Origin of the sequence: Mesorhizobium sp. M0062 (assembly GCF_040323125.1) — a bacterium.
Lineage (GTDB): Bacteria > Pseudomonadota > Alphaproteobacteria > Rhizobiales > Rhizobiaceae > Mesorhizobium.
Genome location: NZ_JAMYUO010000003.1, coordinates 276,627 through 300,867, shown reverse-complemented (window position 1 = coordinate 300,867; position 24,241 = coordinate 276,627). Strand labels below are relative to the sequence as shown.

The window sequence follows — 24,241 nt, the reverse complement described above, 5'->3', positions numbered from 1 at the left end:
GATGTATTTGATTTGAGATTGATCTTTAAGAATACCGGGGAGGCTTGAAAATGCACCAGATCCTGCAGCCGGAGGGCTGGGCGAAACCGGTCGGCTACGCCAACGGCATTGCTGCGCGCGGCAGGCTCGTCTTCGTGGGCGGACAGGTCGGCTGGAACGGGCAGTGCCAGTTCGAGACCGACGATTTCGCCGGCCAGGTGCGGCAGACGCTGCAAAACATCGTCGCCGTGCTGGCGGAAGCCGGCGCGGAGCCACGGCACATCACCGCGATGACCTGGTATTTCACCGACAAGGCCGAATATCTCGGCAATCTCAAGGGTATAGGCGAAGCCTATCGCGAGGTGATCGGCCGGCATTTTCCGGCGATGGCCGCCATGCAGGTGGTGGCGCTGGTGGAAGATCGCGCCAAAATCGAGATTCAGGCCACCGCCGTTATTCCGGATTAACGAATTCGTTATTCTCTGATTGATCAGCAGCGCAGCCCCACCCGCTTCAGCAGCGGCAACACATGGTCGCAGAAATAGGGCAATTCCTGGGTGTAGTTGACGAACGACAGCGCGATGCCCTGGTAGCCATGCCCGGCTATTGCCGCCATCTCGGCGGCAATCGTCTCTGGCGTTCCAACCAGCGGGTAGGTGCCGGCGCCGCCGGCGAAACGCTGCCGGTAGCGGTCATAGGCATGCGAGTCATGCGACTGCGAGAACTCCTTCTTGCCTGCCATATGAGCATCGACCGCATCGTGGTCGGCCAGATCGACGGCATAGCGCGTGTAGTAGGCCTGCGCCTCTTCCACGGTTGGACGGCAGACGACATGCGCCGCCGTGTAGACGCCGACGTTGCGGCCAACCTTGTCGGCCCGTTCGCTGATGTCTGCGACATGCTTGCCGGCGTCGCTCATTTCCGCAAAGGTCGTGAACAGATAATCGCATCGGGCGGCGGCGAAATCGCGGCCGGGGCCACCGAAAGCCGCGTTCATCGTCACCGGTCGCGGCTGCTGCACGCTGGCCGGCCGGCTCACCGCCTCTTTGAGGCGATAGTAGGTGCCCTCGTAGTCCAGAGGCTGGTCCGAGGCGTAAAGCTTTTCCAGGATTTCGATCCATTCGGCGGCCTGGTCGTAGCCCTTTTCGACCAGCGGCGTGCCGAACATGCCGAATTCCTTCGGGTTCCAACCGCAGACGATGTTGAGACCGGCGCGGCCATAGCTGATATGGTCGACAGTTGCCAGCGCCTTGGCGGCATAGAGCGGATGCACCAGCGGCACATGCACGGTCATGAACAGGCCGATCTGCTCGGTGGCCACCGCCAGCGCTGCCGCCCAGGTGAAGGTCTCAAACGACCATTCGCGCACCTTGTTGCGGCCGCCAAAGCCACGCCAGCGCGCGATCGGCAGCATAAATTCCAGCCCGGCGCGGTCGGCGATCTGGGCCGCCGTCAGATTGTCCTGCCAGCTTGCCGTCCAGCGTTCCGGCACATCGGTGATGGCCAGACCGCCATCGGCATTGGTCGAAAAGACGCCGAGCTTCAGTTTGTTCGAGCCGTGCAGGGGATGCGTTTTGATCATCATGGGAACTCGTGGCGGGAGACCGACACGCTAGGCCCGCGCAAAGATATTTCAAGCCTGAAATAGCTTCGCCTCGCCGCCGATTGCGGATATGAATTTGGAGGGGAAAAAGGGGATGAATATGAGCGCGTTCCGTCAGAAGTGCATCGGCAAGACCAATCTCGTCGGCTCCTTCGCCGCTATTCCCCATCCCGTCGCCGTCGAAGTGATGGCGCTCGCCGGCCTCGACTTCCTCTGCATCGACTGGGAACATGCCCAGATCGCGCGCGACACGATCGAAACCATGGTGCGCGCGGCCGACGTGCATCGCGTGCCGGCCATGGTGCGTGTTCCCGGTCATGCGCCGGAAGCTATCCAGGCGGCGCTCGACAGCGGCGCACAAGGCGTGCTCGTGCCGCGCGTCTCGACCGCTGCTCAGGCCGAGGCGGCGGTGAAAGCCTCGCGCTATCCGCCGCTGGGCGAGCGCGGCGTCGGGCCTGGCCGCGCGGCCGGCTATGGCTATCGCATCCCCGAATATCTGGCCGCGGCCAATGACAGGATCGTCGTCGCGGTCCAGGTCGAGACATCGGAGGGGCTGGCCAACATCGAGGCGATCGCTGCCGTCGACGGTGTCGATGTGGTCTTCGTCGGCCCCGGCGATCTCTCCGTGTTGATCGATGCGATCGGGCCGAAAGGCGTGGACAAGCTCAATAAGGCGATCACAAGGATCATCCGCGCGACTGTCGCGCACGGCAGGACGTCGGGCATATTTTGCGCCAGCCCACAGACGATCAGCCAGTGGGCCGCTATCGGCGCGAGCTTCTTCGTCCTGGCCAGCGATACGATGTTTCTTGGCGCCGGCGCTGCGGCCAACTGCACCGCTGCGCGCGCCGTGCTGGGGTGAGACGGGCCGGATCGGGCAAAAACTTTTTAAGCTTAAAACTTTTTCCTTGAAAAGCGCAGCACATTGGATAGCATCCAAACTCGATGGCGACTGTCGTGCCGGTGGGGCTTGCCGGGCAGTCCGTCGCGGTGCTCCGGGTGGGAGGGGTTTCAGTCCTTGTCGTTCATACTGCCCCAGTCATCGTCCAGCGCGCGTTATGCTTTCGACGGCGTACGTGCCCAGATCCGTGACCTGCACACCGAAAACATTGCCAACCTTGCCGTGCGCGCCCGAGAACTGGGCGACGTGATCGCGCTCTGGTACGGCGAAGGCGACATGGTGACGCCCGCTTTCATCCGCGACGCGGCGAAGGCCGCCTTCGATGAAGGCCAGACGTTCTACGTCCCTAACATGCGTGGGCACCCCCTACTGAACGAGGCGCTGTCGGAATACCAAACGCGCATTCACGGCCGGACGATCCCGATTGCGCGCACCACGGTCACGCCCGGCGGCATGCAGGCGCTGTACCTGGCGCTGGAACTGCTGGTCGATACCGGCAGCAACGTCGTCTATGTCGCGCCGCAATGGCCCAACATCCACAACGCCATCCATCTGATCGGCGGCGAGCCAAGGCCGTTTTCGCTCGACTTCAAGGGCGACTGGCATCTCGATCTCGACCGGCTGTTCGCCACTTGCGATGCGCGCACACGCGCGATCTTCCTGTCGACGCCGTCCAACCCGACCGGCTGGACCGCGTCGCGCGAGGAGATGCAGGCGCTGCTCGACTTCAGCCGGCGCACCGGCATCTGGATCATCTCCGACGAGGTCTATGGCCGGCTCTATTTCGACGGCAATGTTGCTCCTTCCATCCTGCAGATCGCCGAGGATGGCGACCGGGTGCTGTCGGTCAACAGTTTTTCGAAGGCGTGGGCGATGACCGGCTGGCGCATCGGCTGGCTGACGCATCCGTCGGGGGTGGCCGACCAGCTTGGCGCCATGACGCAGTACATCAACAGCGGCACCGCCGCGCCTATCCAGGCAGGCGCTGTCGCCGCCATCCGCCAAGGCGAGCCGCTGGTCGAGGAGATCAGGCAGCGGATCAAAACCGGCCTCGACCTTGCCTATGACAGGCTGGCCCAGATTCCCGGCATCATCCTGCCGACGAAACCGCGCGGAGGCATGTATGCCTTCTTTGCCATGGACGGCGAAAGCGACGCCCGGCAGGCCTGCGCCAGGATACTGGAGACGGCGCGCGTCGGGCTGGCTCCCGGCCACCTCTTTGGAAATTCGGCAGCGGCCTTCCTGCGGATGTGCGTGTGCCGTGAACGCGACCAGATAGCGACCGCGCTCGAGCGCATGGTCGCCGCCATGAATTGACGCCCCGCTGGGAGGTGGGACGGCAACAAACCGTGCGGGAGCAAACCCGCCCGATCACAACCAGAGGGAACACAAAATGAGCTTCACTCGTCGCAACCTGCTTCTTCTCGCCGCCACGATCGGCATCGCTGCCGGCCCGGCCACCGCCTTTGCCGCCGATGTGCTCAATGTCGGCGCCTACCCGACCAATCCGCCCTTCGAATACAAGAACGAGAGCGGCACGTTCGAGGGCTTTGAAGTCGACATCGTCAACGAAGCGGCCAAGCGTGCCGGCATGACCACCGACATTGCCGACCTCGGCTTCCAGGCGCTGTTCGCGGCTGTCAGTTCCAACCGCATCGATGTCGCGATCTCCTCGATCACCATCACGCCGGAGCGACTGAAAACGCTGTCCTTCACCCAGCCCTATTATGACTCCGACATGGGCATTGCGACGAAGACCGATAGCGCTGTTAACACCGAGGCCGACCTCAAGGGCAAGATCGTCGGCGTGCTTTCAGGCTCGACCGGCGAGACCTGGGTCAAGGCGCATCAGGAGGCTGACGGCTACAGCGACGTGAAGGGCTATGACACGCAGCAGAACCTGCTGCTCGACCTCAGCGCGGGCCGCGTGGACGCCGCCGTCAGCGATATTCCGGGCATGGAATACTCCTTCACCAAGATGAAGGACCTCAAGGTCAAGCAGCGCATCAAGACCGGCGAACAGTACGGCCTGATGATGAGCAAGGACCATCCGCTGCTCGGCAAGCTGAACGACGCGCTGACCGCGATGAAGAAGGACGGAACGCTGGCCGCGATCCACAAGAAGTGGTTCGGCAGCGACGCGCCAGCCGATTCCTCGACGGTCAAGGAAATGCCGCTGCCCAAGGCCTGACCGGCAATGCACTTAAATCGTGCCGGCTCCCAGGCCGGCACGATTCATTTCACGCTCCGGCGCCTGCTGCCACACGGATAGCCTCATCGGAGGCAAGGTCGATTGGTTTTAGCTTGAGCATCCTTTGCTCTGGGGTTCGGGAACGCTCCCATGTCGCTGATCGACACCTTCTTCAATCCTGACGTGATCATGTCCAGCCTGCCGGCGCTGTTGCGTGGCTTCCTGAACACGCTGCTGCTCGGCATTTTGAGTATCGGCATCGGCATTCCCATTGGCCTGGGGATCAGCCTGTTGCGGCTCTATGCGCCGAAGCCGCTGCGCTGGCTGGCGGTCGGCTACACCGACATCTTCCGTGCCCTGCCGGTGCTGGTGGTGCTGATCCTGATCTATTATGCGCTGCCCTTCCTCGGCATCCGTCTGTCGTCCTGGGCCTCCGCCGTGACGGCGTTCGCCATCATCATGTCGGCCTATTCAGCAGAAGTGTTCCGCTCCGGCATCGAGAGCATTCCGAAAGGCCAATTCGAGGCAGCACAGGCGCTCGGCCTGCCTTTCCTTTTGACCTTGCGCAAGGTGGTGCTGCCGCAGGCGATCCGCGTCGTCATCCCGCCGATGACCAGCAATTGCGTCTCGATGTTCAAGGACACGTCGCTCGCTTCCACCGTTGCGCTGCCTGAACTGTTGAAGGAAGCGACCAACGCGCAATCGCTCTATGCCAATCCCTCGCCGCTGATCGGCGCCGCTTTGGTCTATCTCATCTTCCTCTGGCCCATGGTCCGCCTCGTCAGCCTGCTCGAAGACCGCTTCAAGACCGAGAAGACGCGCTGACCTCATCAACCGTCCCGCTTCCCAAGCCATTCGCAGGAGATACAGTTGAGCAATTCCCAAGCCGCCGGCGGCTTTCCGGTCGACACCATCCGCGCCATGTTTCCGGCCTTGCAGCGCGCTGGTGATTTCATCTTCATGGACAACGCCGCCGGCGCGCAGATCCCGCAGAGCGTGCTCGACGCGGTGACCAATCACCTGGTCTCGCACAATGTGCAGCGTGGTGGTCGCTATGGGCGCTCGGTCACGGTCGACCAATCGGTTGCGGATGCTCGGACGAGCGTGTCCTTGCTGATCAACGCCTACAGTCCGTCGGAAATCTGCTTCGGCATGAACGCCACCTCATTCATTCGCCTGGTCAGCCTCGGCATCGGCCAGATGCTGGCCAGGGACACAGAGCGCGACGAGATCGTCATCACCGACATGGACCACGACGCCAACATCGCCACGTGGCTGGCGCTGGAGTCCGCCGGAGCCAAGTTCAAATGGTGGCGCATGCGCGAGGACGGCAACCTGCATGTCGACGACCTCAAGCCGCTGGTTTCCGATCGCACCCGTCTCGTCGCCTGCACGGTGACCGCGCATTCGATCGGTTCGATCGTTGATGTCGCCTCGGTGGCCGCGATCGCGCATGCGGCCGGCGCCGAAGTGTTCCTTGACTGCGTGCATTACGGACCGCACGGGCTGATCGACGTGCAGGCCTGGGACTGTGATTATCTCGTCTGCTCCGGCTACAAGAATTTCTCGCCGCATATGGGCTTTCTGTGGGGCCGCTTCGAAACGCTGAAGCGGCTGCCGACCTTCCGCGAGGATTTCATCCCCGACGAGCCGCCTTACAAGGTCGAGGCCGGCACCTTCATCTACGAGAACGTCTCAGGCATGGATGCCGCGGTGCAGTACCTGGAACTGATCGGCCGCAATCTGGCGCCCTCCAACAACCGCTCGCGGCGCGACAACATCGTTGCCGGCATGGGCGTCATCCGCGACTATGAAATGCTCCTGGCGCGCGAGATGCTCGCCGTGCTCAAGGGATGCAATGCCACGATCTACGGCGTCGCCGAGGAAGCCCGCATCAACGAGCGCGTGCCGACCTTCTGCTTCAACATCGGCAAGCTGTCGCCGCAGCGGATCGTCGAGGAAATGGCCGAGATGCAGATCGGCATCCGCGACGGCCATATGTACGCGCCACGGCTGATGAAGCGTCTCAACCTGTCGATGGACAGCGGCGCCATCCGCGCCTCGCTGGTCCATTACAACACGGTCGACGAGGTCAGGCGTTTCGGCGAGGCACTGCGCGCCGTCATCGCAAGGCTGTCGTAGCTGGTCCTTAAACCTCTCCGGCGCGGAACATCGGCCCGCCCTTGTGGGCCGGGAAGCCATAGCCGTTGATCATCACCAGATCGATGTCGGAGGCACGCGCCGCGATGCCTTCGGCGAGTAATGCCTTGCCCTCGTCGGCCATTGCCGCCAGCAAGCGCGTGACGATCTCATCGGGCGAAAAGCGGCGCGGCACGATGTCCTTGGCCGCCCGAACGGCCTCGATCAGCGCGGCCACTTGCGGGTCGCTCCTGCGCTCGCCGTCGGAATAATCGTACCAGCCGCGCCCGGTCTTGCGGCCGAAGCGGCCGGCCTCGCACAGCCGGTCGGCGATCTCGACATAACGTGCTTGCGGATCGCGCATCGCCGCCTGTCGCTTGCGCCGCGCCCAGGCTATCTCCAGCCCAGCCATGTCGTTGACCGCGAAGATCCCCATCGGGAAGCCCCAGGCCTCCAGCGCGGCATCCACCTCTTCCGGTGCTGCGCCATCCTCCACCATGAACTCCGCCTCGCGGCGGTAGGCCGAATAGAGGCGGTTGCCGATGAAACCCTCGGTAACGCCGCACACGACAGGCAGCTTGCCGAGCTTCCTGACGAACGCGATAGCCGAGGCGAGCACATCGGGCGCCGTCGCCGCGCAATCCACCACTTCGGTGAGCCGCATGACGTTGGCCGGGGAGAAAAAATGCAGGCCGGCGATCCGTTCGGGCCGGGCGGTTGCCGAGGCGATCTCGTCGGGGTTGAGGTAGCTGGTGTTGGTCGCCAGTATGGCGTCGGGGCGGACGATACGATCAAGCTTCCGGAAGAGTTCGGTTTTTACCGCGAGATCGTCGAACACTGCCTCGATGACCAGATCGGCCTGCACCAGCCTGCCGGCGTCACTGGCCGCTTCAAACCGGCTCAGCGCCTCCCTGCGGGCATGATCGGTGAGTCGGCCGGATTGGACCGACTTGTCGAGAAGGCCGGCGATCCGCTCGTATCCTTTTGCCGCGGCGTCGTCGTTCTGCTCGATGCCGATTACGCGATAGCCGGCATTCAAGGCCGAGACCGCGATGCCTGCACCCATCAGGCCGGTTCCGACGATACCGACGGTCTCGACCTTGCGAGGCGTGATACCCTCCAGCCTGTCGACTTTGCTGGCTTGCCTCTCGGCAAAGAAGACGTGGCGCAACGCTGCCGCCTCGCGAGAATCCCGGAGGCGCAGGAAGGTCGCGCGTTCGTGCACAAGACCGTCCTCAAGTCTGGCCGTGGACGCGGCCCGGACCAGTCTCACGGCCTCTGCAGGCGCGATCTGTCCACGGCTGCGGGAAAGCACCTTTCTTGCGGCTGCCGCGTCGGCCTCAGGTTGCGAGCGCGGGACGGAAAGCGCACCCGTGCGCCGCAGCGGTTGGCCAACGAGACGGCGGGCGACATCGAGCGCGCCTTCGGGAAGATCGTCCGCAATGGTATCGATCAGACCGAGAGCGAGAGCTTCGTCGGCATTTGCGGGCCGACCCGTGCCGATCAGGTCAATTGCGGCGACCGTGCCGATGAGGCGGGGCAGGCGTTGGGTTCCGCCGGCCCCGGGCACTAACCCGAGCTTGACCTCGGGCAGGCCGAAGCTGGCCGCCTTGCTGGCCACCCGGTAGTGGCAGGCCAGCGCAATCTCGCAGCCGCCGCCGAGCGCCGCGCCGCCTACTGCCGCGACGATCGGTTTGGCGAAGCTCTCCATCGCTTCGATCACGTCAGGCAGTGTGGGCCCGATAGCGGGCTTGCCGAATTCCTTGATATCGGCGCCACCGATGAAGGTGCGCCCAATGGCGGTCAGCACCACGGCAGACACTTCATCCGACGCCGCACGCCCAAGCGCAGCCATCAGTCCGGCCCTGACATGGAGGGACAGCGCGTTGACCGGCGGATTTTCGATCGTGACGATGAGAACGCCATCGACGATCTTGCCTGTGACACTCTCGGAAAATCGTGCTGTGTTCATGGAGTTTTATTCCGGAACAACGGCAAATCTTCCTCCTCCTTCTGCTCTCCGCCAAATGCCGGTGTCCCGGCTCGGACGGATGAAGCGCCATGGATCTTCAAAATAATTTCAAGCTTAAAATAATTAGAATTCGAAAAACTTCAAGCCTGCCGGAGTCGACTGCAAAAGGCGTCGCTACCACGACGGTGATCGGTCAGACTTGACGGTTGCACTGCGGTGCCGGGTCAAGGCGAGTTTGTGGAAACCTTCGGCAGCAGGGCTTTGAAATAGTCGATCGTCTGTTGCAGCCCGGCTTCTAAAGTCACCGTCGGCTCCCAGCCGACAAGCCTTTTGGCAAGGGTGATATCGGGCTGGCGGTGCCGCGGATCGTCTTGCGGAAGATCGCGGTAAATTATATCCGAACCTGATCCGGTCATCTGCGTCGTCAGTTCGGCCAAGCGCCTGATCGTTACTTCCCTTGGATTGCCGATGTTTACTGGACCGGTCACCTCCGGCCCCGTATCCATGAGGCGCAGCATGCCGCTCACCAGGTCGTCGACGTAGCAAAACGACCTTGTCTGTGAGCCGTCGCCGAAAATGGTTATCGGTTCACCACGAAGCGCCTGCACGATGAAATTTGAGACAACCCTGCCGTCTGCCGGGTGCATGCGCGGCCCGAACGTATTGAAAATCCGCGCGACCTTGACCCACAAGCCATGTTGTCGGTGATAGTCGAAGAACAGCGTTTCGGCGCAGCGTTTGCCTTCATCGTAGCATGAGCGCGGCCCGATCGGGTTTACATTGCCCCAGTAACTCTCGGGCTGCGGATGCACAGACGCGTCACCATAGACCTCACTGGTGGAGGCCTGAAAGACTTTGCATTTCAGCCGCTTTGCCAATCCAAGAACATTGATGGCGCCGTGCACGGCGGTCTTGATCGTCTGAACCGGGTCGTACTGGTAGTGAACAGGCGAGGCCGGACACGCCAGGTTGTAAATCTCATCGACTTCGACGTAGAGCGGAAAGGTCACGTCATGGCGCATGAATTCGAAGCGGGGATGCTTGGCCAAATGGTCGATATTGCGCTTTGATCCGGTGAAAAGGTTGTCGACACACAAGATTTCGTCGCCTCGTTCCAACAGGCGGTCAATAAGATGCGAGCCGATAAACCCTGCGCCCCCGGTAACGAGAATGCGTCTGCGGCTGTCATAGAGTCTGGCCAATTTCTGCTCCCAGGCAAATGCTGATCGACCACATATCGGTCGCCACACGCAGGATACGACGTGTCCGCAGCCAATGCACAAGGACCAAACTGAAATTTCGCAGATCCGCTCGGTGCCGATGCGAATTCCGATCCCGGCATTTGGTTTGATCAGAAGGCACGATTGAGGCCGATAGTGGCCTATGGATTGGCAGCAGAGAATATCAGCCCTGTCGTCAGGGCCGCCGCTGCGTAGATGGCCGGCAGAACCTGACGGTTCACCCCAATCCGCAGCAGAGAGTGGCTCGAAACCCGGTCCTGCTGGATTTTATCCACAACATCGATGGCATTGGCGGATGGCAACATGAAAATGGCAACGACCATTTTTCGTGAGACATTCCTCTTCGCGATAGAGCATCGTTGAATTGGCCAACAGCCTGCCATACAAGCACGTCGGCTCAACAGGTGGCTCGAGGAACCCCACGGATGTCCGAACGCATTGCAGTTATCGGCCTGGGTTATGTCGGCCTGCCGGTAGCCATTGCCTTTGGGAAGGTTTTCCCCGGCACCATAGCTTTTGACATCAGCGAGCGTCGGATCGGGGAATTGCGTGGCGGCGTCGATCGTACGGGGGAAGTTGACGCAACGGCGCTCAAGGAGACCTCGATAGGGCTGACCACCGACCGGGAGATGTTGAAAGGCGCTACTTTCTTCATCGTCGCCGTGCCAACCCCTATCGACGCAAATCGCGCTCCCGATCTAGCTTCTTTGAAACTGGCGTCCGAACTCGTCGGCGAGGCGGTGAGCAAAGGCGCCGTCGTCGTTTTTGAGTCGACAGTCTATCCAGGTGTGACCGAAGATTTCTGTGGGCCGATCATCGAGCAGGTTTCCGGCCTGCGACATCCCCGCGACTTTGCCCTCGGCTATTCGCCCGAACGCGCCAACCCCGGCGATCGGGAACACTCGCTGCAAAAGATCGTCAAAGTCGTCTCCGGCGAGAATAACGAGACGCTGGAGCGCGTCGCGAACGTTTATGGCCGTATCATCGATGCCGGCGTCTACCGCGCCCCGTCGATCAAGGTGGCCGAGGCAGCGAAGGTTATCGAGAACACCCAGCGCGATCTGAACATCGCGCTGATGAACGAACTGGCAATGATCTTCGAGCGGCTCGATATCCGGACGCAGGATGTTCTTGATGCTGCGTCGACGAAATGGAACTTCCTTCCCTTCAAACCGGGGTTCGTCGGCGGCCACTGCATCAGCGTCGATCCATATTATTTGACCGCCAAGGCCGAGGCCGAAGGTTACCATCCGCAGATCATCCTCGCCGGACGTCGCATCAATGACGGCATGGGGGCCTTCGTCGCCCAGCAGGTTGTCAAACGGCTGATTGGTTCTGACACGCCCGTCAAAGGGGCTTCTGTCGGCATTCTCGGGCTGACATTCAAGGAGGACGTGCCGGATTTGCGCAACAGCCGCGTGTTCGACATGGTCAAGGAACTAAGGCAGTTCGGAATTGTCCCCAAAGTCCATGATCCCCTTGCCGATGTCGAAACCGCTCGGCGTGATCACGGCGAAACAATCCTGCCGCTCGATGAGATAAACGATTTGCAGGCGCTTGTTCTGGCGGTGCCTCACAGGCAATATCTCACCAACGAAAGAGCGCGTCTTTTTCAAATGATCAGGCCGGGGGGGACACTGTTCGATGTCAAGTCGGCCATCAAGCCCAATGAAGTTCCCGACAACATAAAATACTGGAGCTTGTAAAGCTCGCCTGAAATTAACGCTAGGATATGCAGTGATATCAAGCAGGCCAATACTGATCACCGGCGCAGCCGGGTTCATAGGGTTTCATCTTTGCCTGAGGCTGCTTGCCGAAGGACGCCAGGTTATCGGCCTCGACTCCATGAACGAGTATTATGACGTCAGCCTGAAGCAGGCTCGTCTCGAGCGGCTGAAAGCGTTTTCGAATTTTTGTTTCGAGCATGCCGATCTCACGGAGCGGGACCGTATTTCGGAGCTCTTCCTTTCGGCCGCGCCGGAGGTTGTCGTCAATCTCGCGGCGCAAGCCGGCGTACGCTATTCGATCAGCAATCCGCACGCCTATGTGGAAAGCAACCTCAGCGGCTTTGTCAACATCCTGGAAGGATGCCGGCAGGCGTCGGTCGGCCATCTGGTCTATGCATCGTCGAGTTCGATTTATGGCGGCAGCACCCGCATGCCGTTTTCCGTGCACGATCCGGCGGACCATCCGCTCAGCCTTTACGCCGCAAGCAAGAAGGCGAACGAGCTGATGGCGCACACATACAGCCATCTGTTTCGACTGCCGACCACCGGGCTGCGTTTTTTCACCGTCTATGGTCCGTGGGGGCGGCCGGACATGGCGCTGTTCATCTTCGCCAAGGCTATCCTCGCCGGAGAGCCGATCGAGGTCTTCAACTATGGCAACATGCAGCGGGATTTCACCTATATCGACGACATTGTCGAAGGTATTATCCGCGTCATGCAGCAACCCGCGACACCCAATCCTGAGTGGAAAAGTGTCGCGCCAGACCCAGCGACCAGCAACGCCCCGTTCAGGATTCACAACATCGGCGGCAATTCGCCCGTTCAACTGAACCGATTGATCGAGGTGCTCGAAGACGCGCTGGGACGCAAGGCAAACCGCAACCTCATGCCACTTCAGCCAGGCGACGTTCCGGCAACTTTCGCCAATGTCAGCTCGCTCGAGGAGGCGACTGGCTTCAAGCCCAAAATCCCGATCGAAATAGGGGTTCCGCGCTTTGTCGAATGGTACCGGGAGTTCTACCGAGCATGATCGGACGCTTCGCCACCTGGAGGCGGCTGGCTTCTGACCAGCCATGGCTGGCGCATGCCGCTCGGAAAACTCAATAAGCCGCAGCCGAACTGGGTGTCGCCTGAAGGCGGTCAATATCTTTCCGGGGCGGCGCACCGAACAGGCGACGATATTCTCGGCTGAACTGCGAAGGGCTGTCATAGCCCACCGCGAACCCGGCCGTGCCTGCGTTTGCGCCGCCGGCAAGCATAATCCTTCGCGCCTCCTGCAGGCGCAGCTGCTTCTGGTATTCGAGCGGGGTCATGCGCGTAATCGCCTTGAAATGGGCATGAAGGGACGACGCGCTCATGCCCGATGCCGCCGCAATCTCTTCGATGCGCAGTTGTGCCTGGAAATGATTGCGGATCGTGGCGATGGCGCGGCTGACCTGGTTCAAGTGGCTGTCCACCGACGCCATCTGGCGAAGCGTGTCACCGTGCGGTCCGGTGAGGAGCCGGTAAAGGATTTCGCGTTCGATCAGCGGCGCCAGCACGGTGATGCTCTCGGGGCGATCGAGCAGCCTGACAAGCCGACAGGCGGCATCAATCAGGTCGGGGTCACTTGGATAGGCAGCTAACACCGGCAGATCCCTGCTGGGGGATGCACGTCCTTCTTTCACAAGCAGTTCGGCCAGCGCGGTGGAATCAAAATCTATCTTGCAACAGAGGTAGGGCGCCGCCGGGCTCGCCTCCAACACATGCCCGACCAGCGGCAGGTCGACCGAGACGAGCAGGTAGCTCGATGCGTCATAGACCACGCTCTGGTCGGCCAGCGAGACGCGCTTCGATCCTTGGGCGATTATGCAAAGCGACGCCTCGTAGACCGCAGGCACGGGTGCACTGGGCTGGTTGGCGCGAATGAGCGACAGCCGCGGCACCGCAGTGCCGGCCATGCCAGATTTCGGCGCAAAGCGGGTGATCAGCTCGGCGAGTTCATTGATTTTCCCCATGCCGCATAATCTTCATGGCGCGAAATGTTGCAAGGCATTTCGAGTTCATTTGGAGGATCGTGCAAACTCTTTGGACGATCACGCTACCGCCCTTTGCCGGTTCGCCGCCATCTATCTCCCCGTCACCGCAGCGAAAAAGGAACGATCATGACGGGACTTAAAGACAAGGTTGTACTCATCACCGGCGCCTCCAGCGGCATCGGCGAAGCGACGGTTCGGGAACTTGCCGGTGCCGGCGCCAGACTGTTCATCGGGGCCCGCCGCACCGAGCGGCTCAAGGCGCTGGCCGCAGAAATAGGCAAAGGCGTCGCGTGGCGCGAACTCGACGTGACTGACGCGGCGAATTTCCACGCCTTTGCCGATGCCGCTCATGCCGAATTCGGGCAGATCGATGTGCTGGTCAACAATGCCGGCGTCATGCCGCTGTCGCCGCTTGCCGCGCTGAAGCGCGATGAGTGGTCTCGCATGATCAATGTCAACATCGGCGGCGTGCTGAACGGGATCGCCGCGGTGCTGCCGCGCTTCGTCGCCCAGAAGAATGGGCATATCGTCAATGTCGCCTCGGTCGGTGCGCATATCGTGCTGCCCACCGCGGCGGTCTATTGCGGCACGAAATATGCCGTCTGGGCAATCACCGAGGGGCTGCGGCAGGAGCATGACGACATCCGCGCCACGATCATCTCCCCCGGAGTGACCGCAACCGAACTGGGCGACGATATCAGCGATCCTCAGGTCGCCACGGCTCTGAAAGAATGGCGGCAGAAGTCGCTCACACCGGATGCCAGTGCACGGGCGATCCGTTTTGCGCTTGATCAACCCGATGGCGTCGACGTCAACGAAGTGATCGTGCGGCCAACCGCTGCCAATATGTAGAACTTGCTGCAGGATGCCGGCTTTCGGCGAGCTAGGGCGCTCTCCGAGATCCGGCAAACGGCCCACCCCTTAATGCACCCGCCCTCAGCCTCTGGCGCAACTCCCGCGGGCCACATCGTACCGGCTCTCGAACGCGCGCGAAAAATGCGCACTCGAATTGAACCCGCAGGCAAAGGCGATTTCCGAGATCGTGGGCGACACTCGGGCGGGCGACAACAATTCTTCCTTGCTGCGCTCCAGCCGCCTGTCCCAGACGAAGCGTTCCGGTCTCGCGGCAAGGCCGGTGCGCCGCTGGGAACTTAACCCGCTAATCATCTCCCCTGCGACGGTAGAGATGTCAGGCTTCGCCGGCCAGGCGCGCTGAAATCAGCCGCGCCGCCTTGATCACCGCTTCGCCCTGGCTGGCCGCCATGCTGTCATCGGCGCGTGACACAGGCGAGGCCACCGCCAGAGTGCCTAAAGGACGGCCATCGGAGCCGAGGATTGCCGCGGCTATGCTGTGGACGCCTTCTTCATAGCCTTGGGAGCTCGAGGAATAGCCGCGCTTGGCGGCAAGCCGGATCGCCTTCATCAGCCTGTCGGGCTGCGTCACCGTGTGTGGCGTGAAGGTCGGCAACGGCTTGTCGACATAGGCCTCGGCCGCTTCCTGAGGCGAAGCGGCGAGAAAGGCGATGCCGGAGGCGGTGCCGTGCAAGGGCAGCACCTGGCCGACATCGACATTGACCCGGTTGGCCTTTGCCGAGAGTTCGACGTGGACGGTCAGCAGTGCGCCGGCGCTGAATTCCGACAGATGCACCGTTTCGCCTGTTTCCAGCGCCAGCTCGCGAACCACAGGTGCTGCCACGCGCACGAAGGGAAAATGCGCGTCGCGAAAGCGGGCCAGCCGCGACAGGCCGGCGCCGAGCCGGTAGCGGCGGCTTGCCGGCTCTTGTTCGATCAGGCGGTGGTCGGCCAGCGCCATCAGCAGGCGCCGCGCCGTCGCCTTGTCGAGGCCGATTTTGCGGGCGAGCTCGGACAGGCCGATCTCCGGTTCGCCGAGCGTGAACTGCTCCAGCAGCGATATCGCTTTGCCGACTGTGCTCATCGTGCATCCTCAAGATACTTCGCATGGGACGAAAGCCAATCCACCTTGCAGTCCGCTCATAGCACATCAAACGGTGGTTCAAATAACGAACCGTTTGGAAGCGACAAAAAACACCAGCAAGTTTCGCGGCGACATCAATCTCGATGCGCCGCGCCGTGCGCGGGGTAATGCTGCGCGGCAACACCTATCAACAGGTGGATCAACTCGGCGGCGCCGTGCCTGGCCGGCGTGTCGGCCCAAACGCCTGATCCTGGCCGGCGCGGAAGCTTCAACTCTGCCCGAGCTGCGCGCGGCGCCAGGCGGCGGGCGCCTGGCCAACCCGCTCCCGGAAGAAGCGTGAGAAATAGGCCGGATCTTCGAAGCCGATTTCGTAGGCGATGTCCTCGACGGTGCGCACGGTGAACAGCAGCAAGCGCTTGGCCTCCAGCAACCGTCGCTCCCCCATGAGTCGCTTGACGCCGCTGCCAAGCACCGTATGGGCGGCCTTGTCGAGAAGATGCGGTGTCGTGGCCAGCGCCCCGACGTAGCGGTCGACGGGCCAGTTGTCGCGGAAATGCGCATCGACCAGGCGGCGCAAGCCGCGCGCCAATGCAGCATCGGAAGAGCCAGTGGGATCCATTACCTCGGGACCAAGACGCGCGATGTGCGAGAGCGCGACGCCAATCAGCGCCGGCAGGGTCTTGTCACTCCCGGCCTGCGCCTCGGCATATTCCGTGGCGATCATCTCCAGCACCGCCGCAAGCCTTTTCCACGCGACGTGCTGAGGAAGGCTATCGGCAAAGACGGGCCGGTCCAATGGCAGCAGGCTGTGAGCTGCTATTGCCGCAAGCGCATCATCGGCGACCGAAACGACGATGGCGTCGGTGCCGGGCCCGATCGAGAAGCCATGCACGATAGTGCTCGGCACGAAGCTGACGGCCGGTGCCGAAAAGTCCCAGGATTGGTCTTCGATGCGATAAGTGCCGGAGCCGCTTGTCCAGTAGGTGATCTGGCCCATTTGCGGATGCTTGTGCGCGGCAACCTGGCCGAGATGAATGTTGCTGCGCGCAAGCACCGTCTCGACATGCAGGAAGCCGACATCGAGCGGCCGCACCGGCTCGCCATAGACAAAGAAATCAGGAATGGAATTGAGGCTCATGGCGCCGGAAAAAGTCCAATCGGTTTTGCCGTTACGTCCTAACCGATCCTTGCCAGGAGCGCTAGAGTTGATGCCATAAGTGGAGGAACATCATGCGATCGGAAGACTTTCGTGCCGACAATGGGCGCCCGTTCACCGGGGCCGAGTATCTGGAGAGCCTGCGCGACGGCCGCGAGGTCTACATCAACGGCGAGCGCATTGCCGATGTCACCACCCATCCGGCCATGCGCAATTCGGCGCGGTCGCTGGCGCGCCTCTATGATGCGCTGCACGATCCCAAGCGGCAGGGCACGCTGACCTCGCCTACCGATACCGGTTCGGGCGGCTACACCCACAAATATTTCCGCGTCGCCAAATCCTCCGGCGAACTCGCGGCCCAGCAGACCGCGATCGCCGAGTGGTCACGCATGTCCTATGGCTGGATGGGCCGCACGCCCGATTACAAGGCGGCACTGATGAACACGCTCGGCGCCAATGCCGACTGGTACGGCCCGTTCAAGGACAATGCGCTCGCCTGGCACAAGCGTGCGCAGGAAGCCGTGCTGTTCATGAACCACGCCATCGTCAACCCGCCGATCGACCGCCACAAGCCGGCCGAACAGGTGAAGGATGTCTTCGTCCACATCACCAAGGAGACCGACGCCGGCATCTATGTCTCCGGCGCCAAGGTGGTGGCGACGTCCTCGGCGCTGACCCACTACAATTTCCTGGCGCAGAGTTCGGCGACGGTCACCGAAGATCCGTCGCTGTCGGTCATGTTCATCGTGCCGATGAATGCGCCGGGGGTAAAGATGTTCTGCCGCGTCTCCTATGAGCAGACGGCCAACACGGCGGCGGCTCCGTTCGACTATCCGTTGTCGTCGCGCTTCGACGAGAACGATGCCATCCTGGTGCTCGACAATGTCTTCATCCCCTGGGAGGACGTACTGGTGCTGCGCGACGCGCAGAAAATCCTGTCCTTCCATCCGGCTTCGGGCTTCATGCATGGCTATTGCTTCCAGGGCTGCACACGCTTTGCCGTCAAGCTCGACTTCCTCGCCGGCCTGCTAGCCAAGGCGCTGCGCGCCACCGGCGGCGATGCCTTCCGAGGCAACCAGGCGGCGCTGGGCGAGGTGATCGCGCTCAGGCACATGTTCTGGAGCTTTTCCAACGCCATGGCCTACAATCCGATCCCGTGGGCGAATGGCGCTGTCCTGCCCAACCTGGAAGCAGCCCTTGCCTACCGGACTTTCATGTCGGAAGCCTATCCGCGCGTCATCGACACGGTGCGCCGGGTGATCGCCTCCGGCTTGATCTACCTGCCGTCATCGGTGCGCGACTTCAACAATCCCGAGATCGACAAATACCTCGCGCAATATGTGCGCGGTTCCAACGACATGGGCCATGTCGAGCGCATCAAGATCATGAAACTGTTGTGGGACGCGACCGGCACCGAGTTCGGCGGCCGCCACGCACTCTACGAACTCAACTATGCCGGTGCGCCGGAAGAGGTGCGGCTGCAGGTGCTGAAGGGCGCCGAACGCGGCGGCCGCCTGAAGGCCATGGAAGAACTGGTCGACACCTGCATGGCCGACTATGACGAGAACGGCTGGACGGGAGATACCTGGCTCAATCCGCTCGCTTCTACGGCCGGGTGATGTCAGATGGCCACGCAGATTTCGAAGGCCGATTTCCGCGACGCCATGGCAAGGGTCTGCGCGCCGGTCAACATCGTCACGACAGATGGTCCGGCCGGGCGCGGCGGCTTCACCGCCACCGCCATGTGCAGTGTGTCGGACGAACCGCCGACACTGCTGGTGTGCATGAACGGCCGCTCGACGCAGGCCGCCATGTTCCTCGCCAACCGGCGCTTCTGCGTCAACGTGCTGACGCATGACCATATGCACCTAGCCGGCAAGTTCGCCGACGCGACCAGGGACATGGAGGCACGCTATTCGGCGGCGCGCTGGCAAACGCTGGCCTCAGGCACGCCGGCGCTGTCCGATGCGATCGTCAATTTCGATTGCGAGATCGAGGATGTGCACATCGTCGGCACGCATAATGTCATGATCGGCCGCGTTATCGATGTCAGGCACGGCAGCGGCGGCTCGGCCTTGCTCTATGTCGACCGCAATTACACGCAGCCGACGCGGCTTGGCAGCTTTGGCGGCTGAGCCGCAGCAATCAGCTCTCGCCGGCGATCAGGCTCTCCAGCAGATCGAGCAATTGCTCGAGCCTCTCATGTCCGAAGCGCTGTTCGATGTCGCGGTAGATGACGAGGCGTTCCGGCGACAAGGCATCGATAAGGGCGGAGCCCGCCGGGGCGATCGTCAGAACGACACGGCGGCCATCGCCTTCCGCCTTGTTGCGGGTGATGAATTTTCGGCCCTCGAGCGTCTTGATGATGCGTGTCAGGCTGGGCGGCAGCACCGAAGCGCGATCGGCAAGTTCCGTCGCCTCGACAGGGCCGGCCTCGCTCAGAACGCGCAGCACACGCCATTGCTGTTCGGTCACGTCATGCGCCGCCAGCATAGGGCGAAACCGCGCCATCACCACTTCGCGGGCATGGAGCAGCGCCATCGGCAGAGAACGACGGGTGTTTTCAGGCAGCAAGAAGCAGCGTCCCCAATGATGCGGGCGGTCGGCGGGACCGCACGCCAAAACCTGACCTTTCCATCCCGTATCGTCGCCTCAACTTGGATGCAAGGCTTGACTTCAGTGATGCTGCATGTAATTAACGCGTTAACTACAACAGTGGAACAATCCGGGGAACGAGACGCGGTGCCTCACTTTTCCATCGAGTATTCGGCCAACCTCGATGCCAAGGTCGACATGAGCGAATTGTGCGCGCTGGTGTTGCGCACCGTGCTCGGCACCGGGCTGTTTGAAACCGGCGCGGTGCGGGTGCGGGCCTTCCGTGCGGAAGCCTATGCCATCGCCGACAGCCTGCCGGAAAACGCTTTCCTCGACATGTCGTTTCGCATTGGAACCGGGCGCAGCGCCCAGGACAAAAAACGAACCGGGGAGGCGGTCTTCGCCGCGGTGAGCGAATACCTTGGCCCCCTGTTCGAGACCCCGCATTTCGCTCTTTCCCTGGAGATCAGGGAGATCGACCCGGTACTGAGCTGGAAGAAAAACGCAATCCATCCGCGACTGCGCGGCAAGTGACGGAAGCTGATATGTCCGACCTCGAAGGCAATCTGAAAAAGGCCGAGGCCTATCTGGCCCGTTTCAAGCGCGACGGCGTGCTGAACCAGATCGGCGGCGAAGCGGTGCCGGCGGTGGATGGCTCGACCTTCGAGAGCATGTCGCCGGTCGATCTCAAGCCGCTGGCCAAGGTCGCGCGTGGCAGTGCCGCCGATATCGACCGCGCCGCCAAGGCGGCAAAGGCGGCGTTCCCGGCCTGGGCCGCCATGCCGGGCGACGGGCGCAAGAAGCTGCTGCACAAGATAGCCGATGCGATCGAAGCGCGCGCCGAGGAGATCGCCTTCGTCGAGTGCATGGACACCGGCCAGGCGCTGAAATTCATGGCCAAGGCCGCGCTGCGCGGCGCCGAGAATTTCCGCTTCTTCGCCGACCGCGCGCCGGAAGCGCGCGACGGCGAGACGCTGCGCACGACAGGCCAGGTCAACATCACCACGCGCGTGCCGATCGGCCCGGTCGGCATCATCACGCCGTGGAACACGCCGTTCATGCTGTCGACATGGAAGATCGCGCCGGCGCTGGCGGCAGGCTGCACCGTCGTCCACAAGCCGGCCGAATTTTCGCCGCTGACCGCTCGCCTGCTGGTCGAGATCGCCGAGGAGGCCGGCCTGCCGAAAGGCGTGTGGAACCTGGTCAACGGCCTCGGCGAGCACGCCGGCAAGGCGCTGACCGAGCACCCTGACATCAAGGCGATCGGTTTTGTCGGTGAGAGCCGCACCGGCTCGATGATCATGAAACAGGGCGCCGATACGCTGAAGCGCGTGCATTTCGAACTGGGCGGGAAGAACCCGGTGATCGTCTTCGCCGACGCCGATCTCGAACGTGCGGCGGATGCGGCCGTGTTCATGATCTACTCGCTCAACGGCGAACGCTGCACCTCATCGTCGCGGCTGCTGGTCGAAGCCTCGGTCTACGACACATTCACGGATCTGGTCGCGGAGAAGGCAAAGCGCATCAAGGTTGGCCATCCGCTCGATCCCAAAACGGTGGTCGGTCCGCTGATCCATCCGGTGCACGAGGAAAAGGTGCTGTCCTATATCGAGATCGGCAAATCGGAAGGTGCGGTGGTAGCCGCCGGCGGCGGCAAGTTCGCCGGTCCGGGCGGTGGCTGCTATGTCAGCCCGACGCTGTTTACCGGCGCCACCAACAGGATGCGCATTGCCCAGGAAGAGATTTTCGGGCCGGTGCTGACTGCCATTTCCTTCAAGGACGAGGCCGAAGCGCTGGCGCTGGCCAACGACACCCAATACGGCCTGACCGGCTATCTCTGGACGTCGGATGTTACCCGCGCCTTCCGCTTCACCGATGCGCTGGACGCCGGCATGATCTGGGTCAATTCGGAGAATGTGCGGCATTTGCCGACGCCGTTTGGCGGCGTCAAGAATTCCGGCATCGGCCGCGACGGCGGCGACCATTCCTTCGATTTCTACATGGAGACGAAGAACATCGCCTTCGCCACTTCAGCGCACGCGATCCAGAAACTCGGCGGCTGACCGGAGGACATCGGATGCCACTGCCCAAACCAAACCTCTATCCCGCCTTCAACATCGTGCGCCTCAGCCATGTCGAACTGGCGGTCACCGACCTTGCGAAATCCCGCGCCTTCTATGTCGACACGCTCGGCCTGCAGGTTACCGACGAGACATCGGAAGCCATCTATCTAAGGGCGTTGGAAGAGCGCGGACACCACTGCATCGTGCTGAAGAAGGCCGGCAGCGCCGAAGCCCGCGATCTCGGCTTCAAGGTTTTTTCGGATGAGGATCTCGACAAGGCCGAGCATTTCTTCAAGGCAAAAGGCCTGCCGGTCGAGTGGGTCGAGCGACCGTACCAGTCGCGCACCTTCCGCACCCGCGACCCGCACGGCATTCCGCTCGAGTTCTTTGCCCAAATGGAAAGGCTGCCGCCGATTCATCAGAAATATGCGCTCTACAAGGGCGTGAAGCCGCTGCGCATCGACCACTTCAACTGCTTCTCGCCCAATGTCGACGAGTCCGTCGCCTTCTACAACGAGCTTGGCTTCCGCGTCACCGAATACACCGAGGATGCCAGTAGCGGAAAGCTGTGGGCGGCCTGGACGCACCGCAAGGGCGGTGTCCACGACATCGCCTTCACCAACGGTGTGGGTCCGCGCCTGCATCACGTCGCCTTCTGGGTGCCGACACCGCTCAACATCATCGACCTGCTCGATCTGATGGCGACGACCGGTTACCTCGCAAACATCGAGCGCGGCCCAGGCCGGCATGGCATTTCCAACGCCTTCTTCCTTTATGTCCGCGACCCGGACAATCACCGCATCGAGATCTATTGCTCGGACTACCAGACGGTCGATCCGGATCTGGAGCCGATAAAATGGGACCTCAAGGACCCGCAGCGCCAGACGCTATGGGGCGCGCCGGCGCCGAAAAGCTGGTTCGAGGAGGGCAGCACCTTTGCCGGCGCGGCCGCACGCCAACCGGATTTGACGGCGTCGCCGATCATCGCACCGTGACCACAGACGCGAACCTGACGGAGACCGGGATGACTGCACATGGGCGGCTCGCCACCTTCACCGTCGGCGGCAAGACGCGCTATGGCGTGGTCACAGATAAGGGCGTCGTCGACCTGTCGGCGCGGCACAGCCAGTGGCCGACGCTGCGCGAAGTGATCGAGGCCGGCGTGCTACGGCGGCTGGCGGAAGAGGCCGAAGCCTACGCCGTCGATTTTCCAGTCGGCGCCATCGCTTATGAAATCCCTGTGCCGTCGCCGGAAAAGATCATCTGCGTCGGCGTCAACTACCCGGACCGCAACGAAGAGTACAAAGACGGCCAGGCCGCGCCTTCGAACCCGTCGCTGTTCATCCGCTTCCCCCGCTCCTTCGTCGGCCACAACGCGCCGCTGGTGCGGCCGCCGGAATCGCCGCAGCTGGACTATGAGGGCGAGATCGTCATCGTCATCGGCAAGGGTGGACGACGCATCGCCGAGAGGGATGCGCTTGACCATATCGCGGCACTATCCCTGTGCAACGAAGGCACCATTCGCGATTGGGTACGGCACGCCAAGTTCAACGTCACGCAGGGCAAGAATTTCGACCGCACCGGCTCGCTCGGTCCGTGGCTGGTGCCGTTCACCGACGAGGCGCAGATTGCCGACATCGCGCTGACCACCCGCGTCAATGGCGAATTGCGCCAGCAGGACCGCACCAGCCGGATGATCTTCTCGTTCCGCAAGATCATCGCCTATGTCTCCACCTTCACCACGCTGGTGCCAGGCGATATCATCGTCACCGGTACGCCGACCGGCGCCGGCGCCCGCTTCGACCCGCCGATCTGGCTGAAGCCGGGCGACGTGATCGAAGTCGAAGGCGACGGCATCGGCGTGCTCCGCAACGGCGTCGTCGACGAGGCAGCATCGTGACCCCCGAGCAAGTTGAAGATGCCGCGGCAAGGCTGTTCGAAGCCGAGCGTTCGCGCCGCCAGATCCGTCTGCTCAGCCTCGATTTTCCCGACGCGACGATGGAGGATGCCTATCGCGTCCAGGCAGCGCTGGTGAAACGCAAGACCGATGCCGGGCTGACCCCGAAGGGCTGGAAGATCGGCCTGACATCGAAGGCGATGCAATATGCGCTCGCCATCGACACGCCGGATTCGGGCGTGCTGTTCGACGACATGTTCTTCAACGACGGCGCGACGATACCCGTCGGCCGCTTCATCCAGCCGCGCGTCGAGGCCGAGATAGCCTTCGTCATGAAGGCGCCGCTGAAGGGTCCAGGCGTGACCATCTTCGACGTGCTCAACGCCACCGATTATATCACGCCGGGGCTCGAAATCCTCGACACGCGCATCGAACGCGTCAATGCCGAGACAAAGAAGGCGCGCACTTTCTTCGATACGATTTCCGACAACGCCGCCAATGCCGGCATTGTCATCGGCGGCCGGCCGCAACGACCCGATGAAGCCGATATGCGCTGGATCGGCGCCATCGTCTCGCGCAATGCGGAGGTCGAGGAGACCGGGCTTGGCGCCGGCGTGCTCAACCATCCCGCGATGGGCATTGCCTGGCTGGCGGACAGGCTCGCCCGCTACGGCATGTCCATCGCGGCCGGCGAGGTGGTGCTGTCCGGATCGTTCGTGCGCCCGGTCGAGGCGCGGCCCGGCGATACGATCGTCGCCGACTTCGGCAGCTCGGGAACGGTCAGCATCCATTTCGCCAAGAGCTGACGGCTCTCATCGGCTCG

At 62.3% G+C, this 24,241-nt stretch carries 25 protein-coding genes; 16 read left to right on the top strand and 9 right to left on the bottom strand.

Features of this window, described 5'->3' with window-relative positions; translation table 11 throughout:
• Positions 1-50 precede the first annotated feature (50 nt).
• A complete protein-coding gene (locus NKJ64_RS05655) occupies positions 51-446 on the top strand; it encodes a RidA family protein (protein WP_023753961.1) in 396 nt (131 codons plus the stop codon).
• Between the two features lie 23 nt (positions 447-469).
• Here the strand turns inward: NKJ64_RS05655 and NKJ64_RS05650 are convergent, their stop codons facing one another.
• On the bottom strand, positions 470-1,561 hold the full coding sequence (locus NKJ64_RS05650) for an LLM class flavin-dependent oxidoreductase (RefSeq protein WP_286489270.1): 1,092 nt from the start codon (positions 1,559-1,561) through the stop codon (positions 470-472).
• Positions 1,562-1,682: 121 nt separating this feature from the next.
• Here NKJ64_RS05650 and NKJ64_RS05645 point away from each other — a divergent pair, with 121 nt between their 5' ends.
• The 5 genes from NKJ64_RS05645 (at position 1,683) to NKJ64_RS05625 (ending at position 6,816) form a co-directional block, all read left to right on the top strand.
• Positions 1,683-2,444: an HpcH/HpaI aldolase family protein gene (locus NKJ64_RS05645; protein WP_352462127.1), complete on the top strand. Its 762-nt coding sequence runs from the start codon at positions 1,683-1,685 to the stop codon at positions 2,442-2,444.
• Between the two features lie 156 nt (positions 2,445-2,600).
• The gene (locus NKJ64_RS05640; RefSeq protein ID WP_023667810.1) at positions 2,601-3,800 is read left to right on the top strand and encodes a pyridoxal phosphate-dependent aminotransferase; all 1,200 of its coding nucleotides are present in this window, start codon (positions 2,601-2,603) and stop codon (positions 3,798-3,800) included.
• Positions 3,801-3,876: 76 nt separating this feature from the next.
• The gene (locus tag NKJ64_RS05635; protein ID WP_023682726.1) at positions 3,877-4,674 is read left to right on the top strand and encodes an ABC transporter substrate-binding protein; all 798 of its coding nucleotides are present in this window, start codon (positions 3,877-3,879) and stop codon (positions 4,672-4,674) included.
• A gap of 150 nt (positions 4,675-4,824) precedes the next feature.
• Positions 4,825-5,499 (top strand): amino acid ABC transporter permease, encoded by a 675-nt coding sequence (locus NKJ64_RS05630; protein ID WP_023667812.1) that lies wholly within the window; start codon positions 4,825-4,827, stop codon positions 5,497-5,499.
• A 45-nt stretch (positions 5,500-5,544) separates the two neighbouring features.
• Positions 5,545-6,816 (top strand): cysteine desulfurase-like protein, encoded by a 1,272-nt coding sequence (locus NKJ64_RS05625; RefSeq protein WP_023825926.1) that lies wholly within the window; start codon positions 5,545-5,547, stop codon positions 6,814-6,816.
• Positions 6,817-6,823: 7 nt separating this feature from the next.
• Here NKJ64_RS05625 and NKJ64_RS05620 read toward each other — a convergent pair whose 3' ends face one another.
• From NKJ64_RS05620 to NKJ64_RS05610, 3 genes are all read right to left on the bottom strand, one after another.
• Entirely contained in the window at positions 6,824-8,785 is a 1,962-nt protein-coding gene (locus NKJ64_RS05620) for a 3-hydroxyacyl-CoA dehydrogenase NAD-binding domain-containing protein (protein WP_023699851.1), read from the bottom strand.
• Positions 8,786-9,009: 224 nt separating this feature from the next.
• Positions 9,010-9,987, bottom strand: a complete 978-nt coding sequence (locus NKJ64_RS05615) for a UDP-glucuronic acid decarboxylase family protein (RefSeq protein WP_023667815.1) — start codon at positions 9,985-9,987, stop codon at positions 9,010-9,012.
• Positions 9,988-10,166: 179 nt separating this feature from the next.
• Complete coding sequence (locus tag NKJ64_RS05610) at positions 10,167-10,349, bottom strand: hypothetical protein (RefSeq protein ID WP_023827963.1); 183 nt, start codon at positions 10,347-10,349, stop codon at positions 10,167-10,169.
• 102 nt (positions 10,350-10,451) lie between these two features.
• On the opposite strand from NKJ64_RS05610, the gene NKJ64_RS05605 reads away from it, so the two are divergent.
• Positions 10,452-11,732 carry a nucleotide sugar dehydrogenase gene (locus NKJ64_RS05605; RefSeq protein ID WP_023686926.1) on the top strand — a complete coding sequence of 427 codons (1,281 nt, stop codon included), beginning with the start codon at positions 10,452-10,454 and terminating at the stop codon, positions 11,730-11,732.
• Positions 11,733-11,766: 34 nt separating this feature from the next.
• Positions 11,767-12,783 (top strand): NAD-dependent epimerase, encoded by a 1,017-nt coding sequence (locus NKJ64_RS05600; RefSeq protein WP_032899966.1) that lies wholly within the window; start codon positions 11,767-11,769, stop codon positions 12,781-12,783.
• Between the two features lie 70 nt (positions 12,784-12,853).
• Here NKJ64_RS05600 and NKJ64_RS05595 read toward each other — a convergent pair whose 3' ends face one another.
• The gene (locus NKJ64_RS05595; protein WP_023827964.1) at positions 12,854-13,750 is read right to left on the bottom strand and encodes an AraC family transcriptional regulator; all 897 of its coding nucleotides are present in this window, start codon (positions 13,748-13,750) and stop codon (positions 12,854-12,856) included.
• A 147-nt stretch (positions 13,751-13,897) separates the two neighbouring features.
• Here NKJ64_RS05595 and NKJ64_RS05590 point away from each other — a divergent pair, with 147 nt between their 5' ends.
• A complete protein-coding gene (locus NKJ64_RS05590; RefSeq protein WP_352462126.1) occupies positions 13,898-14,623 on the top strand; it encodes an SDR family oxidoreductase in 726 nt (241 codons plus the stop codon).
• Between the two features lie 84 nt (positions 14,624-14,707).
• Here NKJ64_RS05590 and NKJ64_RS05585 read toward each other — a convergent pair whose 3' ends face one another.
• The 3 genes from NKJ64_RS05585 to NKJ64_RS05575 form a co-directional block, all read right to left on the bottom strand.
• A complete protein-coding gene (locus NKJ64_RS05585; protein WP_352462124.1) occupies positions 14,708-14,938 on the bottom strand; it encodes a helix-turn-helix domain-containing protein in 231 nt (76 codons plus the stop codon).
• A gap of 22 nt (positions 14,939-14,960) precedes the next feature.
• Positions 14,961-15,707 carry an IclR family transcriptional regulator gene (locus NKJ64_RS05580; protein ID WP_352462122.1) on the bottom strand — a complete coding sequence of 249 codons (747 nt, stop codon included), beginning with the start codon at positions 15,705-15,707 and terminating at the stop codon, positions 14,961-14,963.
• A 268-nt stretch (positions 15,708-15,975) separates the two neighbouring features.
• Positions 15,976-16,845: a helix-turn-helix domain-containing protein gene (locus tag NKJ64_RS05575; RefSeq protein ID WP_352462121.1), complete on the bottom strand. Its 870-nt coding sequence runs from the start codon at positions 16,843-16,845 to the stop codon at positions 15,976-15,978.
• Between the two features lie 92 nt (positions 16,846-16,937).
• Between NKJ64_RS05575 and NKJ64_RS05570 the strand changes: the two genes are divergently transcribed.
• On the top strand, positions 16,938-18,482 hold the full coding sequence (locus NKJ64_RS05570; protein ID WP_023710044.1) for a 4-hydroxyphenylacetate 3-hydroxylase N-terminal domain-containing protein: 1,545 nt from the start codon (positions 16,938-16,940) through the stop codon (positions 18,480-18,482).
• 6 nt (positions 18,483-18,488) lie between these two features.
• Entirely contained in the window at positions 18,489-18,998 is a 510-nt protein-coding gene (locus tag NKJ64_RS05565) for a flavin reductase (RefSeq protein ID WP_023753967.1), read from the top strand.
• Between the two features lie 10 nt (positions 18,999-19,008).
• Here NKJ64_RS05565 and hpaR read toward each other — a convergent pair whose 3' ends face one another.
• Positions 19,009-19,404 (bottom strand): homoprotocatechuate degradation operon regulator HpaR, encoded by a 396-nt coding sequence (hpaR, locus tag NKJ64_RS05560; protein WP_023704722.1) that lies wholly within the window; start codon positions 19,402-19,404, stop codon positions 19,009-19,011.
• 201 nt (positions 19,405-19,605) lie between these two features.
• On the opposite strand from hpaR, the gene NKJ64_RS05555 reads away from it, so the two are divergent.
• Genes NKJ64_RS05555 through hpaH form a run of 5 tightly spaced genes read left to right on the top strand, consistent with a single transcriptional unit; the run spans position 19,606 to position 24,224 of the window.
• A complete protein-coding gene (locus NKJ64_RS05555; protein ID WP_023686935.1) occupies positions 19,606-19,992 on the top strand; it encodes a 5-carboxymethyl-2-hydroxymuconate Delta-isomerase in 387 nt (128 codons plus the stop codon).
• An 11-nt stretch (positions 19,993-20,003) separates the two neighbouring features.
• Positions 20,004-21,521, top strand: coding sequence for a 5-carboxymethyl-2-hydroxymuconate semialdehyde dehydrogenase (hpaE, locus tag NKJ64_RS05550; protein ID WP_023667828.1), 1,518 nt, complete (start codon positions 20,004-20,006; stop codon positions 21,519-21,521).
• Positions 21,522-21,535: 14 nt separating this feature from the next.
• Entirely contained in the window at positions 21,536-22,516 is a 981-nt protein-coding gene (gene hpaD / locus NKJ64_RS05545; protein WP_023667829.1) for a 3,4-dihydroxyphenylacetate 2,3-dioxygenase, read from the top strand.
• Positions 22,517-22,545: 29 nt separating this feature from the next.
• Positions 22,546-23,421 carry a fumarylacetoacetate hydrolase family protein gene (locus NKJ64_RS05540; RefSeq protein WP_352462119.1) on the top strand — a complete coding sequence of 292 codons (876 nt, stop codon included), beginning with the start codon at positions 22,546-22,548 and terminating at the stop codon, positions 23,419-23,421.
• On the top strand, positions 23,415-24,224 hold the full coding sequence (gene hpaH, locus NKJ64_RS05535) for a 2-oxo-hept-4-ene-1,7-dioate hydratase (RefSeq protein ID WP_023756339.1): 810 nt from the start codon (positions 23,415-23,417) through the stop codon (positions 24,222-24,224). The genes NKJ64_RS05540 and hpaH overlap by 7 nt, the downstream gene beginning before the upstream one ends.
• Positions 24,225-24,241: the final 17 nt, after the last annotated feature.

Excerpts from the sequence above, each read along its gene's own strand:
- NKJ64_RS05575 (WP_352462121.1), bottom strand. The coding sequence starts at position 16,845 with ATGAGCCTCAATTCCATTCCTGATTTCTTTGTCTATGGCGAGCCGGTG.
- hpaR (WP_023704722.1), bottom strand. The coding sequence starts at position 19,404 with ATGGCGCTGCTCCATGCCCGCGAAGTGGTGATGGCGCGGTTTCGCCCT.
- NKJ64_RS05605 (WP_023686926.1), top strand. The coding sequence starts at position 10,452 with ATGTCCGAACGCATTGCAGTTATCGGCCTGGGTTATGTCGGCCTGCCG.
- NKJ64_RS05565 (WP_023753967.1), top strand. The coding sequence starts at position 18,489 with ATGGCCACGCAGATTTCGAAGGCCGATTTCCGCGACGCCATGGCAAGG.
- NKJ64_RS05595 (WP_023827964.1), bottom strand. The coding sequence starts at position 13,750 with ATGGGGAAAATCAATGAACTCGCCGAGCTGATCACCCGCTTTGCGCCG.
- NKJ64_RS05540 (WP_352462119.1), top strand. The coding sequence starts at position 22,546 with ATGACTGCACATGGGCGGCTCGCCACCTTCACCGTCGGCGGCAAGACG.
- NKJ64_RS05620 (WP_023699851.1), bottom strand. The coding sequence starts at position 8,785 with ATGAACACAGCACGATTTTCCGAGAGTGTCACAGGCAAGATCGTCGAT.
- NKJ64_RS05580 (WP_352462122.1), bottom strand. The coding sequence starts at position 15,707 with ATGAGCACAGTCGGCAAAGCGATATCGCTGCTGGAGCAGTTCACGCTC.
- NKJ64_RS05650 (WP_286489270.1), bottom strand. The coding sequence starts at position 1,561 with ATGATCAAAACGCATCCCCTGCACGGCTCGAACAAACTGAAGCTCGGC.
- hpaE (WP_023667828.1), top strand. The coding sequence starts at position 20,004 with ATGTCCGACCTCGAAGGCAATCTGAAAAAGGCCGAGGCCTATCTGGCC.
- NKJ64_RS05590 (WP_352462126.1), top strand. The coding sequence starts at position 13,898 with ATGACGGGACTTAAAGACAAGGTTGTACTCATCACCGGCGCCTCCAGC.
- NKJ64_RS05610 (WP_023827963.1), bottom strand. The coding sequence starts at position 10,349 with ATGGTCGTTGCCATTTTCATGTTGCCATCCGCCAATGCCATCGATGTT.
- NKJ64_RS05655 (WP_023753961.1), top strand. The coding sequence starts at position 51 with ATGCACCAGATCCTGCAGCCGGAGGGCTGGGCGAAACCGGTCGGCTAC.
- NKJ64_RS05630 (WP_023667812.1), top strand. The coding sequence starts at position 4,825 with ATGTCGCTGATCGACACCTTCTTCAATCCTGACGTGATCATGTCCAGC.
- NKJ64_RS05645 (WP_352462127.1), top strand. The coding sequence starts at position 1,683 with ATGAGCGCGTTCCGTCAGAAGTGCATCGGCAAGACCAATCTCGTCGGC.
- NKJ64_RS05570 (WP_023710044.1), top strand. The coding sequence starts at position 16,938 with ATGCGATCGGAAGACTTTCGTGCCGACAATGGGCGCCCGTTCACCGGG.
- hpaD (WP_023667829.1), top strand. The coding sequence starts at position 21,536 with ATGCCACTGCCCAAACCAAACCTCTATCCCGCCTTCAACATCGTGCGC.
- NKJ64_RS05635 (WP_023682726.1), top strand. The coding sequence starts at position 3,877 with ATGAGCTTCACTCGTCGCAACCTGCTTCTTCTCGCCGCCACGATCGGC.
- NKJ64_RS05585 (WP_352462124.1), bottom strand. The coding sequence starts at position 14,938 with ATGATTAGCGGGTTAAGTTCCCAGCGGCGCACCGGCCTTGCCGCGAGA.